Annotated in this window: 9 protein-coding genes; all 9 read left to right on the forward strand. The window is 54.4% G+C overall.

All coding sequences use genetic code 11. The features are described from left to right. Positions 1-3 precede the first annotated feature (3 nt). The 9 genes from NSS83_RS02740 to iorA all read left to right on the forward strand — a co-directional run bounded on the left by NSS83_RS02740 (position 4) and on the right by iorA (position 13,529). Positions 4-1,740 carry a beta-N-acetylglucosaminidase domain-containing protein gene (locus NSS83_RS02740; protein ID WP_341185861.1) on the forward strand — a complete coding sequence of 579 codons (1,737 nt, stop codon included), beginning with the start codon at positions 4-6 and terminating at the stop codon, positions 1,738-1,740. Beyond that, positions 1,733-3,262 carry a DUF4127 family protein gene (locus tag NSS83_RS02745; protein ID WP_341347620.1) on the forward strand — a complete coding sequence of 510 codons (1,530 nt, stop codon included), beginning with the start codon at positions 1,733-1,735 and terminating at the stop codon, positions 3,260-3,262. The genes NSS83_RS02740 and NSS83_RS02745 overlap by 8 nt, the downstream gene beginning before the upstream one ends. A gap of 165 nt (positions 3,263-3,427) precedes the next feature. After that, positions 3,428-4,135 carry an N-acetylmannosamine-6-phosphate 2-epimerase gene (locus tag NSS83_RS02750; protein ID WP_341348702.1) on the forward strand — a complete coding sequence of 236 codons (708 nt, stop codon included), beginning with the start codon at positions 3,428-3,430 and terminating at the stop codon, positions 4,133-4,135. Further along, positions 4,122-4,955 (forward strand): MurR/RpiR family transcriptional regulator, encoded by an 834-nt coding sequence (locus NSS83_RS02755; protein WP_341185859.1) that lies wholly within the window; start codon positions 4,122-4,124, stop codon positions 4,953-4,955. The genes NSS83_RS02750 and NSS83_RS02755 overlap by 14 nt, the downstream gene beginning before the upstream one ends. A gap of 801 nt (positions 4,956-5,756) precedes the next feature. Beyond that, the gene (locus NSS83_RS02760) at positions 5,757-6,674 is read left to right on the forward strand and encodes an ROK family protein (RefSeq protein ID WP_341347621.1); all 918 of its coding nucleotides are present in this window, start codon (positions 5,757-5,759) and stop codon (positions 6,672-6,674) included. Positions 6,675-6,701: 27 nt separating this feature from the next. Further along, the gene (locus tag NSS83_RS02765) at positions 6,702-8,288 is read left to right on the forward strand and encodes an FAD-dependent oxidoreductase (RefSeq protein WP_341347622.1); all 1,587 of its coding nucleotides are present in this window, start codon (positions 6,702-6,704) and stop codon (positions 8,286-8,288) included. A gap of 926 nt (positions 8,289-9,214) precedes the next feature. Then, positions 9,215-10,747: a PAS domain-containing protein gene (locus NSS83_RS02770; RefSeq protein ID WP_341185856.1), complete on the forward strand. Its 1,533-nt coding sequence runs from the start codon at positions 9,215-9,217 to the stop codon at positions 10,745-10,747. 224 nt (positions 10,748-10,971) lie between these two features. Then, positions 10,972-11,469 carry a DinB family protein gene (locus NSS83_RS02775; RefSeq protein ID WP_341185855.1) on the forward strand — a complete coding sequence of 166 codons (498 nt, stop codon included), beginning with the start codon at positions 10,972-10,974 and terminating at the stop codon, positions 11,467-11,469. Between the two features lie 311 nt (positions 11,470-11,780). After that, positions 11,781-13,529: an indolepyruvate ferredoxin oxidoreductase subunit alpha gene (gene iorA, locus NSS83_RS02780; RefSeq protein WP_341185854.1), complete on the forward strand. Its 1,749-nt coding sequence runs from the start codon at positions 11,781-11,783 to the stop codon at positions 13,527-13,529. Positions 13,530-13,531: the final 2 nt, after the last annotated feature.

A 13,531-nucleotide genomic window follows, 5' to 3' on the forward strand; every position in this document is an offset into this window, starting at 1 on the left:
TCAATGGGAATTTCGTTACGGGACTGCCAGTATCTGTTCCGCGATTATTATACGCAAGGGAAAGAGCTGGTATTAGAGGGCCCGCAGCTGCGCTGTGAATTGGCCTCGCGGTATGCCATGAATCAGGATGTCCACGGTCTGATGGAAGAAGGCGGAGACATCGTAATTCTGGAACCGGCGGGACCGGGCGTAGCCACCGCCGATAAAGGCAATGCGCAGCTGATGCTGGAGTATGACGCCGGGCTGGCTGCGGACGGATACCGCCTGGTGATTGGAGAGGACGCGAAGCTGGTCATTGCTGCGTCTAACCGGCGGGGGCTAAAATACGGGCTGGATGCGCTGACAATGCTCCTCACCGTGGAGGAGGATTGCTGCCGCCTGCCGGAGGTTACGGTGGAGGATGAGCCTTCTTTTCCGGTGCGGGGCATTATTGAAGGCTTTTATGGCGTGCCCTGGAGCTTCGCCGACCGGATGGATTCGGTCAGATATATGAGCGGGCACCGGATGAACGCCTTCATGTACGCGCCGAAGGATGATCCTTATCACCGGAAGCTGTGGCGTGAGCCCTACCCGGATGAAGTGTTTGCCAAGATTCATGACTTGAAGCGGGAATGCGACAAGCATCTGGTGGATTTCTACTATTGTATCAGCCCGGGCAATGATCTGGAATTCCGCAGCAGTGCGGATTTCTTGAAGCTGGAGGAGAAGCTTGCGGCCATGATTGCGATTGGAGTGCGGCATTTCGCACTATTAATGGATGACATAGATTATGTGCTCCAAGGTGACAACAAGCAGTTCCTGGAGCGCTCCGGGACCGCCCATGCTTATGTGACGAACCGGGTCTATGATTACTTAGCCGAATGTCTGCCGCACTTCACCCTGGCGATGTGTCCTTCGGAATACTGGTCGTATTGGAACACGGAGTACAAGAAGGATATCCTTGAGCAGCTTCATCCCGCTGTCAAGGTGTTCTGGACCGGATATTTCGTCTTCGCCCCGGAGATCGGCCGGCGGCATGCGGAGGATAACCATGGCTTTTACGGGCATGAGCTGTGGCTGTGGGACAATATTCCGGTGAATGACTGTGACAAGGACCGGCTGTTCCTCGATCCGGTGCGCGGGCGCAGCTCCCGGCTCGGCAGGTACGGGCATACAGCGGTCGTCGCCAATCCAATGAATCAGTGGGAATGCTCCAAGATCACGCTTAATACGATGGCCCACTATATGTGGAACAGCGAGCGTTACATGCCGGAGCTGTCCTGGGAGCTGTCCGTGCGTGAATTCGCCGGAGAGCTTGCGGAGGACATGATGTTCTTCTGCCGCCAAAATCTGAACAGCCGCCTGTATTCCGGCAGCTACCCGGACCTGGATGATGCGCTGGCGGAGCGCGATCTGGAGCGGCTGGACGCCTATTTCAGCCGGCTGGAGCAGACTGCCGTGCGGCTTGGCGGCTTAGAGAACGCCAAGTTCATAGAAGAAGCTGGGCCATGGCTGCGCCGGGCGATCGCGGATGCAGTGCTGTGGCGGGCTGTCCGCAGGCAACTGGAGGACCCGCTGAACCCGCAGGCACAGGCGGAAGTTTACCAGCGCCTGGAGACCTGCCGCAGCTACGGTGTACGCCTCGGCAGTGATCCGGCTGTACGTGCGGCTGAGGCGCTGGGGATCGAGCTGCCGGAGATGGAAGAGGAGATCCAGACGGAGTTGAACGAAGAGACAGAGGAGGGGGACAGACATGACTAAGCTTCATACACTGGTCTTAGTTCCGCTGGATGAGCGGCCCTGCAATTATGAATTCCCTTATCTGCTGGCTCAGGGAACAGATTATAGGGTAGAGCGTCCGCCAGCCGGGATTATGGGCCTGAAGAAACGTCCGGGTGATGTTGAACGGCTATGGTCCTGGTTCGAGGCTGCCTGTGAAGGAGCGGACGGTGCGGTGGTTGCGCTGGATACGCTGCTCTACGGAGGCATTATTCCCTCGCGGCTGCACCAGCTGGAGCTTGAAGTGCTGGCTGCGCGTCTGGAGCGGCTGCGGGAGATCCGGCGGCGTTATCCGCAGCTGAAGCTGTATGCATTCCAGCTGATTATGCGTTGTCCGCAGTATTCACTATCGGACGAGGAGCCGGAATATTATGCTGACTGGGGCCGGGAGATCTTCCGCAAGGGCTTTATCGGCCACCGGCTGGAGCTCGGGATTGCCACGGATGAGGAGATCCGTGAGCTGGCCGATATCGATCTCCGGCTCCCGGCAGAGGTGCTGCAGGATTATCTTGGCCGCAGAGCAATGAATATTGAAGCGAACAAGCAGGCGCTGGAGCTGGTGCGGGACGGGGTGATTGACTTCATGATTGTTCCGCAGGATGATTCGGCGCCGTATGGGCATACCGCCAAGGATCAGGAGAAAATGCGGGCACGGATCACGGCACTTGATCTGGAGCTTAAGGTATATATGTATCCGGGAGCAGATGAGGTAGGCTGCACGTTGCTTGCCCGGATGTTGAATATGGCCGAAGGGCGGAGGCGAATGATCTACCCGCGTTTGTCCGCTGTGCAGGGGGCGTTTGTGACGCCGCTGTTCGAGGACCGTTTTTTCTATGAGACACTGAAGTATCAGATTCTGGCCGCAGGCGGATTAATTGCATCCAGCGCTGCGGAGGCGGATCTGGTTCTGTTGGTCAGTACACCGGGCGAGACAATGGCGGAAGCGGTGTCGCAGCATCATGCTTACTTCAGCTATGATATCTACCGGAATCTGATGGAGCTGGTGGAGTATGGGGAGTATCTGCTTCGTGACCGGAAGATACCGGTGGCTGTAGCAGATGTCGGGTATGCCAATGGCGGTGACCAGAAGCTGGTTAAGATGCTGCGGCAAAAGAACCTCTTGTTCGATCTGGCAGGATACGCCGCCTGGAATACCAGCTCCAACTCGCTGGGAACCGTAATTTCGCAGGCGATGATCTATCTGATCTACGGACGTACAACAGGCCATCTGGATTTCCTGGCGCTCCGCTATGCCGAAGATGTATGCTATTGTTCAGTAGTGCGCGGAGAGCTTAGTGATGGCCCTGTGCAGGAGATGGGCTATGGCAAATATGAGCTGGACGGACCGCGCGGGCGCGTAGCTGCCCGAGTACAGGAACGGCTGAGTGAGGAGCTGGCTGTACGGATTGATAGTCCATCGGGGAGCGTGAAGATTACCGATTGCTATATGCCTTGGAACCGGATGTTTGAGGTGGGCTTATCTGCAGAGTATGTCCCCTCGTGAGGGCAAGTTGGCTCTATCCATTTTCAATGGAAGCAAACATTCAGAGATAGGTGTATTCCCAAATGGGCCAAAACACAGGCACTGCAGGCATTTTAAATGTACAAAATAAATTCTGATGTTGTACTTGTTCAATGGATATAGAATACAAGAGAGAGGGTGGGGACCCTGAGCAAAAATATACTGGAAAGCCTTCATCTGGGGCTGATTGTCTCCTGCCAGGCACTGCCGAATGAGCCGCTGCACGGGCCGGAGATTATGGCCCGGATGGCGGTGGCGGCAGCACAGGGCGGGGCCGCAGCCATCCGGGCGAACGGAGCAGCAGATGTGCGGGCGATCAAGCAGGCGGTTGCGCTGCCGGTGATCGGCATCGTGAAGCGCAATTACCCGGATTCGGACGTCTATATTACCCCTACGCTTAGAGAGATTGAGGAGCTCCTGGAAGCAGGGGCGGATATTATAGCTTTTGACGGGACCCGGCAGACCCGGCCGGAGCATTGTACGCTGGAGCAGATCATAGACCTGCTGAAGGCAAGCCCGGCCGCTTCCATGGCGGATATCTCCACACTGGAGGAAGCGTTATATGCCGAGTCGCTTGGGGTCAGCTGTGTCTCGACTACTCTGTCGGGATATACACCGTATTCCCGCCAGCAGGAAGGGCCGAATCTGGAGCTGCTGGAGCAGGCTGCACGGCAGCTGAAGATTCCGGTCATCGCCGAAGGCAGGATCAGCCAGCCCGCCCAAGTGGAGGCAGCGCTGGAGCTCGGAGCCTACGCGGTGGTGGTAGGCTCCGCAATTACCCGGCCGCAGCTGATCACCCGGCCGTTCGCAGAAGCGGCGAGAAAAGTGAGGATGAACCGTAATGGAAATGAATGACCGGATTAACACGTATTATCCTTCAATGACCAAGTCTGAGCAAAAGGTAGCCCGGTGTGTGCTTGAGCATCCTGACAATCTGATCTATCTGTCTGTGACCGAGCTGGCCGATTTTGCCGGAACGGGCGAGACTACGGTGATGCGCTTCTGCCGCAAAATCGGCTTCAAGGGCTACCAGGACTTTAAGCTGATGCTGGCCCAGGGGCTGCCGAAGCGGCAGACTCTGGCGGACGGCGAACAGGGGGCTGGCGAGGGGGATTACGCTGACCATCTGTATGCCCTGATGGTTGGTGTGCTGCAATCCAGCCTGGGCATGCTGGACCGGGAGCAGCTACAGCGGGCAGTTGAGGCTCTGGATCAGGCCCGGTATATCCAGTTCTTCGGCGTAGGATCTTCAGGAATCACGGCGCTGGACGCCAAGAACCGCTTCCTGCGGATCGGGCGGCGGGTCGAGGCCAATTCCGACAGCCACATTCAGTCGATGATGGCGGTGACGATGGGGGCGGGCGATGTGGCTTTTGGCATCAGTGTATCAGGAAGCACACTGGATACGAATGACATGCTGATGAAGGCCAAGCAGAACGGGGCCAAGGTCATTGCCATGACTAACTATGCCAAGTCCCCGATTGCTTCCATTGCCGACATTGTACTGCTGACGGCTGGGAAGGAGTCGCCGCTGGAGGGCGGCTCTGTAGGGGCCAAGGTCTCACAGCTGTTCATTATTGATCTGCTCTGCCAGGGGCTGGAGCAGCTTCATGCCGAAGAGACCAAGCGGATGAAGGAGCTGACCGCCCGGGCGGTCATTGACCGGATTTATTAGGGTGCGGGGGAAATGAAGTGGTAGGGAGAAATGAAACGACTGGGAGAAAAGAAGAAATAGTGAATGATGCATTACATTCCGGTTGAGGGAACAGCGTTGGTAGTATAGGGGGCGTTGAGCTCGTCTGTCGAGGTAGGGTATGACAAAAAGGCGTGTAGACGGAAAATCGAACACATTGGAGCTAGGGGCGACGTGTAGGCCAGATGTAATCGAAAAACCGATTACAATGGAGCCTGGGCGGCGTGTTGCTGGATGTAATCGGAAAACCGATTACAACGCGCTCGCAAGAGGGCAGATGGCCAGATGTAATCGAAAAACCGATTACAATGCGCTTGCGAGAGGGCAGATGGCTGGATGTAATCGGAAAACCGATTACAATGCACTCGTGAGAGGGCGGACGGCGGGATGTAATCGAAAAACCGATTACAATGCGCTCGTGAGAGGGCGGACGGCTTGATGTAATCGGAAAACCGATTACAACGCGCTCGCGAGAGAGCGGATGGCTGGATGTAATCGGAAAACCGATTACAATGCACTCGTGAGAGGGCGGACAGCGGGATGTAATCGAAAAACCGATTACAACGCGCTCGCAAGAGGGCAGATGGCCAGATGTAATCGAAAAACCGATTACAAGTGTATGTTACTCAGGGATCATGCTCTATGCCGTCAGATAGCAGGCCAATGGAGATATATGAGGTTGTCACTTATGAACTGAAACCTAAGCCCTAAAACGGTACCTAACCTACAAGGATGGCAGCGCCGTTTCCGTGTGGTACAGAATCAGTAGTGGAGGTGGTGCGAATGCGGCAAGTCATAGGTGTGGATATCGGGGGGACGGGCATCAAAGGGCTTGTGACCGATGAAGCGGGGGCGGTTCTGGCGGAAGCCAGGCGCGACACGGAGGCCCGGCTAGGCCGTGAGGTTATTCTCGGCCAGGTCCATAGTCTGATAGAGAAACTGCTGGCGGAGCATCCTGCCGTGGAAGCGCTGGGGATTGGTTCTGCGGGCAGGGTGAATGCGGATACGGGCGAGGTGATCTATGCCACCGATAATCTCCCCGGCTGGCAGGGCATGCAGCTTACGCAGTGGGCAGAAGCTGCCTTCGGGCGGCCTGCGGCGGCAGATAATGATGCCAACGCGGCGCTGCTGGGCGAGGCCTGGCTGGGCGCGGGACGCGGCAGGGCGAGCCTGGTCATGCTGACCCTGGGCACCGGGGTCGGCGGGGCGAATCTGGTGGAAGGCCGGCTGCTGCGCGGAGCCGCCTGGAGCGGTGGCGACTGGGGGCACAGCGTGCTGGTGCCGGGAGGTCGCCCCTGTAATTGCGGCAAGCGCGGCTGCGCGGAGCAATTTGTGTCCGGCCAGGCGCTGCTGCGGCTGGCACTGGAGGAGACCGGCCGGACGTATACGCACGGGCGGGAGATTATGGCGGCGGCGGAGCAGGGCGATGCGGCAGTGCTCGCGGTGCTTGGGCGCTTCACAGCGGACCTGGCGCTGGTGACAGCTAACATCGGGGCGGCGGTAGACCCCGAGCTGATTATTATCGGCGGCGGCGTCATCCAGAGCCGTGCCGTCTGGTGGCCGCTGCTTGCCGGGCAGGCGGGCGGCAGTTTGGCCGCCCGGATCGTGCCGGCGGCGCTGGGCAACCGTGCCGGCTGCTTCGGCGCGGCCCGGCTGGCTCTGGAACGGCTGCGCCAGGACGAAGGCGATGGACAGATCTAACTGCTGCGGCAGAGAGGAGATGGAGAGATGACTGGCGAACAGGAGAAGCGTTCGGATGTTGTAATTATTGGCGGCGGCCTTGGAGGAACGGCGGCGGCACTGGCTGCAGCCAAGGCGGGGCTGCGGGTACTTATGACGGAGGAGACGGACTGGCTGGGCGGGCAATTGACCTCGCAGGCGGTACCGCCGGATGAGCACCGCTGGATTGAGCAATCCGGCAGCACTGCCTCGTACTGTGAATTCCGCAGCAGGGTCAGAGACTATTACAGGCGGAATTATCCGCTTACGGAAGCTGCGAAGAGCGACCCGATACTGAATCCCGGCAACGGCTGGGTTAGCCGATTAGCACATGAGCCTAAGGTGGCACTGACTGTTCTTCAGGAGATGCTGGCTCCATATGTGAACACCGGACGGATTGAGGTGCTCTATCATACGGTGCCGGTTGCGGCCGATACTGAAGGGGATTACGTGACTGGAGTGACTGTCCGGCAGGGACCGGGCGGTGACCTTATCAGGCTGAGCGGCGACTATTATCTGGACGCCACGGAATGCGGCGATCTGCTGCCGCTGGCCGGAGTCGAGCATGTCAGCGGCGCTGAAGCCCGCAGCGAGACCGGGGAGCCGCACGCACTAGAACTCGCAGACCCGCTCGACATGCAATCGATTACCCATGTGGCGGCGGTGGACTATGTGCCGGATGGAGACTATACAATACCGCGTCCAAGAGATTATGATTACTGGCGCGAATATGTCCCATCGTTCTCACAGTATCCGATCTTAAGCTGGTACGCTTCAGATGCTGACGATACGACCAAGCTGAAGCAGTTCACGATGTTCCCGAATGAGCAAGGAATTGTCTCCCTGTGGGATTACCGGCGGATCGTAGACCCGGCCATCTGGACGGAGCCCCTGAATGACGGCGAAGTCACTCTGCTAAACTGGGCGCTGAACGATTACTATGCCGGGCCAATTATCGGCGTATCGCCGGAGGAACGGGAGCGGCATCTGGAGGGAGCACGGCAGCTCACCCTCTCACTCGTGTACTGGCTTCAGACCGAAGCGCCCCGCCTGGACGGCGGGAAGGGCTACCCGGGTGTAAGGCTGCGCGGGGATGTGCTCGGCACGGATGACGGGCTGGCCAAGGCCCCGTATATCCGGGAATCCCGGCGCATTCGCGGGCTGTACACTATTGCGGAACAGGATGTAAGCAAGGAGCTGCGCGGGCCGTCCGGGCCTAAGTGCTATGAGGACAGCGTTGGGGTAGGCAGCTATCATCTGGATCTTCATCCCACGACAGTGAGCCAGCGTACCTTTTATATCCCGAATCATCCTTATGAGATTCCTCTTGGATCATTGATCCCGGTAAGGGTTAAGAACCTGATCCCGGCCTGCAAAAACATATCCATGACCCAGATTGCGAACGGCTGCTACCGCCTGCATCCTACAGAATGGAATATCGGCGAGGCGGCAGGCACCCTCGCGGCCTATGCCATCAGACAACAGGTCGAACCATCGGCGGTCAGGGGAAATGCGGAGCATCTGGAGGCCTATCAGCAGCAATTGATTGCGCTCGGCGTCCAGCTGCACTGGACCACAGAGGAGTTGGAGGCCTAAGCGCACATGCTCCTGCAATCCAACCTAACTTAACCGGCTATAGTCACATATCCAAGGTAAGGTGCCCCGTCAGCGGGGTGCCTTTTTGGTATGGTCTACTTAGTAGATGTTACCTGGCAGCAAGCAATTGGAAAAACGTATCTTGTTTTATTGGTTTTAGCAGAAACGGAGGAAGCAAGTGGAAATTGTACAACTAAATAGCTTCAGTCACGCTCCTTAGCAGGAAATATGCAAAATTAAGTGCCTTTTTTCCAACTTCTATCGTACTATGGCCTAATCGTCCATCAGGAAGTGTAGAAATCCAACTAATTCCCTTATCCCAAAAAACAAGTTCTAATCTGGAAAACAAAGTATTAGACTTACATTGCATCTTGGAGCTAAGGGGCAGGTTAATGGATGTTGATCTAGAATTCTTTAATTAAACATACTATTTGCAGTGGGGAATGGATAACATGCAATTACTTATTGATTGGCTAAACCGCAATCGAATATGTAAATGTGAAACCTGTAAAACTGAGCTTAATGTTTATGCATATGTCTCTGATAAATCGCTGATTTTGTACTGTGTTGCATGTAATGAGTTTTTTTTCAGAGCAGATCCTAGCTCACCTGTAAATAAGTATGATGTTCCTGAAGGACTTTTAAAGCTATGGGGAATGGACCCTTATAATATTTATTATAAAGGACTTCCAATTAGCCAAGCATACGAGCCCAAGTGGATTAGATTTCTCCGGAAATTCTTAAGATAACGCTAAACGTTAGTCCAATAACAGCGGCAGTCTGAGACTTTTTGTCAAGTCTTATTCTGCCGTTGTTTTATGTTAAATTTTAAATATAAATTTATATATAAAAGTTCAGGCCTGTTATATACTCAATCTAGCTTTCCCAAGCAGCGTACACCATGAGATGAGGAGAACTGAGAGAACATGCCAATTCTGAACAGATTCAAAGGAAACACACACGCAGGTGCGCCGCCCCAAACAGACCATCAGCTGATCGGCCTATTAAGAAACTATGTGGATCGGGCTGAACGCAAGGAAGAAGAACAAGCCGATACCTATTCTGCCGCAGTCCCTGATGAACTGCAAGCATTGTTAACGCGACTAACGTCCGTGATACATAAACGCGAGGACTACTACAAGGTCAGATTAAATATGATCACCGAAGCGATAGAGATATCCCTCTGGGAAATGGATGTTTACGAGGGAGATCCGGTGAATCCGCTCAACGAGTTCAGGTGGACCGATGAGCTGCGCCGGATGATCGGCTATACGGATGAGCATGATTTCCCGAATGTACTGGAGAGTTGGTCCAACTGCCTTCACCCCGAGGATAAAGAGGGCGTACTGCAGCTGTTCGCGGATCATATGCTGGACCGGACGGGCACGATCAAATACGACATAGAGTATCGGCTGAAGACGAAAGCAGGTGAGTACAAATGGTTCCAGGCGACAGGCACAACCGTACGTGCGGCTGACGGATCGCCTATTATGGTAGCCGGAGCATTGCTGGATATTCATGACAAAAAAATCAAGCAGGATGAGCTGGGCGCACTGGTAGTCCGCTACGATCTGGTGAACCGCGCCTTGGTGGAAGCACCTTGGGATATGGTGGTTATCGCAGGCGATCCGGTCAACCCGGATAATGAGTTCTGGTGGTCAGAGCAGTTCCGCAGAACGATTGGTTTTGAAGGCGAGCATGATTTCCCGAACCTGTTAAGCAGCTGGAGCAACCAGCTACACCCCGAGGACCTTCAGCCCACGCTGGACGCCTTCGCCAATCATCTGAATGATTACACCGGGCAGACAGACTATAAAGTGAACTACCGGCTGCGCTCTAAAAATGGCGAGTACCGCTGGTACCACGCAGGCGGCGAAACTGTTCGCGATGAGCAGGGCATCCCTCTGAGAGTTGCCGGTACGATCCGGGATGTTACCCACGAAGTCACCAAAGAGGAAATTGTACGGCAGGTCAATGTACAGATGGAGGGCTTGCTCGCAGCGATTAATGAGATCGTCCGCGGCATTGTGTCGGTTACCGAGCAGGCTCAGGACATGGCTGAGGTCCAGGAACAATCGCACAAGGCAGCCATGGAAGTCAAGGTCAAGACAGGGGAGACCAAGGAGATCACCCAATTCATCAGCGAGATCTCGAACCAGACAGGCCTGCTTGGGCTGAATGCTGCAATTGAAGCTGCCCATGCGGGCGAATACGGCCGGGGATTCTCCATTGTGGCTGGTGAAGTGAGGAAGCTCGCGGAGCACAGCAAGACGGCATCGGGCAACATTGAAACCACCATGCAGCAGATGAATGAGAAGGTTGATGACATCATTACACGGATTAACAGCATGTCCAGCCTCACCGAAGCCCAGGCTGCTCTGACTCAAGAGGTCAATGCGTCGATTGAAGATGTGAGCCGGATGTCGGAGGAGTTGTTAAATATTCTGCGAACTTTGTAAGGGCTAACTGGAATGAAACACTTTAGTTGAGATCAAAGAGCGAAACGAAGCTTCAAGCGTTTCGCTTTTTTGTGTTGCAAATTTCGGAACGCGATTGGACCTTCAGGGACATTACTATCAGATGTTTAAGGTACAAGCGGATGCTTATTGACAAAGTGTTAGAATCCGGCTATATTGGGTTTCGTTAAATTATATTTCACGCAATTAATAGGAGGAGCATACTGATGTCCGAATCCAATCATGCTTTTGGTCAAGCGCTGGTGAAATCTCTGGTAGGGGAACGCGGACATATTCCGATCGCCCGGGCTTTACCGGATCTGACGCTGGAGCTTGCAGGTTATACAATAGAGGGAATTCCCTACTCCATCTACCAGTTGTTGAAGCATATGGGCTACTGGCAGGATTTCATGCTGACCCACCTGGAGGGCGGCCAGCCTCAGCGGCCTGCAAGCATACAGGAGAGCTGGCCTGCGGAGAAAGCTCCGGCAGATGAGTCCCAGCTTCAAGAGGCGATTATGCATCTGCTGGAAGGGGTAGATAAGGCGGTTGCCATTGCCCAGACCGCCCAGCTTGACGAGCCGTTGGCCCATTTTCCAGGGGAGACCAAGGGCGGGCTTTTGCGCAACATTGCTTCTCATAACTCCTATCATCTGGGGGAGATTGTTCTGCTCCGCCGTCTGCAGGGAGCGTGGCCGCCGCCGGGGGGCGGGTATCCGGCTTAAGGCTCAAAAGACCCGAATCCATTCGACATATTTTGCAAAATAAATGAAATATATGTTTTTCTATGGAAAAGTCTGCGATGTTAGGTTGCAGGCTTTTTAATTATTTCAATTCTGTGAAATTTAGCAGATTTAAGAATAAAACAGCAGGAATTTATTAAAAAAAAGTAACAAATTTAATAGTAACACTATATTATTGGCTATATCCTATTAACAAGTATAAAGTCCTATAAATGTTAATTGCATGAATTAGTATTTTGGGGTGTATGCGGCCGTGCTTTTCTGTTAAATGAGATGGACGAGAGGACGATCTGATGAAAGCTCTAATGATGGGTAATGAGGCAATTGCCAGAGGCGCTTATGAAGCAAATTGTAAAATCATTTCATCGTACCCCGGAACACCGAGCACAGAGATTGTCGAGAGCATAAGTGTCTATGAAGGCGTATATGCCGAGTGGGCACCCAACGAGAAGGTGGCGCTGGAAGTGGCGGCAGGCGCATGTATCGCCGGTATCCGCAGTCTGACTACCATGAAGCACGTAGGGGTCAACGTGGCGGCAGATCCGCTGTTCAATATGACCTATGAGGGTGTGAATGCGGGCCTAGTCATTGTCTCGGCAGATGATCCGGGCATCCATTCCTCCCAGAACGAGCAGGACAACCGTATCTATGCAAGTCATGCCAAGATGCCGTTAATAGAACCCTCCAGCTCCCAGGAATGCAAAGATATGATGCTTGAAGCCTATGAGATCAGTGAGCGCTTCAATACACCGGTCCTGTTCAGGACAACTACCCGGGTCTCCCATTCCAAAGGAATAGTAGAATTCCAGGAAGGGCTGGCGGTGGAAGAGAGGTATAAGACCTATAAGAAGAACAAACTGGACCGGCTGCTGCTTCCGGCCATCTCCAGACGACGTCATCTCGAAATTGAAGCAAATCTCCTGGATATTCAGGCCTATTCCAACTCCTCCCCTCTAAATGTACTGGAATATAGCTCCCCGGATATCGGCATTGTCACCAGCGGTATATCCTATCAATATGTCAAGGAAGTATTCGGAGATACGGTATCTGTGCTGAAGCTGGGTATGAGCTACCCGTTCCCGGATGAGAAGGCCCGCGCATTCGCTGCACAGGTCAACAGGATCTATGTAGTCGAGGAAGGCGAACCATTCATCGAGACCTCGCTAAGGGCCATGGGCATTGCCTGCACCGGCAAGGAGATCATTCCCGTCTGTGGTGAGCTGAATCCGGAGATTATCCGGAAAGCCATCACCCGCGAAGAAATGGACTGTTACGAAGCAGTCCAGGTGCCACCAAGACCACCGAGACTGTGTGCAGGCTGCGGATATCTGGGACTGTACAGCGCGGTCAAGCAGCACAGGGATATTCTAGCCGCCGGGGATATTGGCTGTTACACCTTAGGTGGAACGGAGCCGATCAAAGCCCTGGACACGGTGCTCTGTATGGGAGCATCCATCTCCATGGCCACAGGCATGCAGCGGACCCAGGATTTCAAGCCGCTGGGCAAGAAGGTATTTGCCTTCATCGGGGACTCCACCTTTTTTCACTCAGGCATGACCGGGCTGCTGAACGCCGTCTACAACAAGACCCCTATCGTCGTCTGCATTCTGGACAACCGCTCCACCTCCATGACCGGCAATCAAGAGAATCCGGGCACCGGACGCACGCTGCAAGGCAGCACATCGGAGCCTATACGGATTGAAGATATTGTGCTCGCACTGGGCATCAAACCGGATAACCTCATCATACTTGACCCCACTAACCTCCAAGAAACGCAGCAGTGTGTGGAGACCGCCAAGCTCAGCACTGAACCATTCGTCATCATCTCCAGACATCCTTGCGAACTTCTCAAAAATAAGACCGAAACCAAAAGAAAATATGTTATTGACAACATCAGCTGTGTAAACTGCAAAAAATGTACGATGCTGGGCTGCTCAGCGATCAAAATTGTGGACCGCCAAATCATCATTGATCCGCTCGAATGCAAGGGCTGCAGCATCTGCCAGCAGATATGTCCCTATGACAGCATTAAGGAGGCTTAAGC

It is taken from the genome of Paenibacillus sp. FSL H3-0469 (genome assembly GCF_038051945.1).
Taxonomy (GTDB): Bacteria; Bacillota; Bacilli; order Paenibacillales; family Paenibacillaceae; genus Paenibacillus_AQ.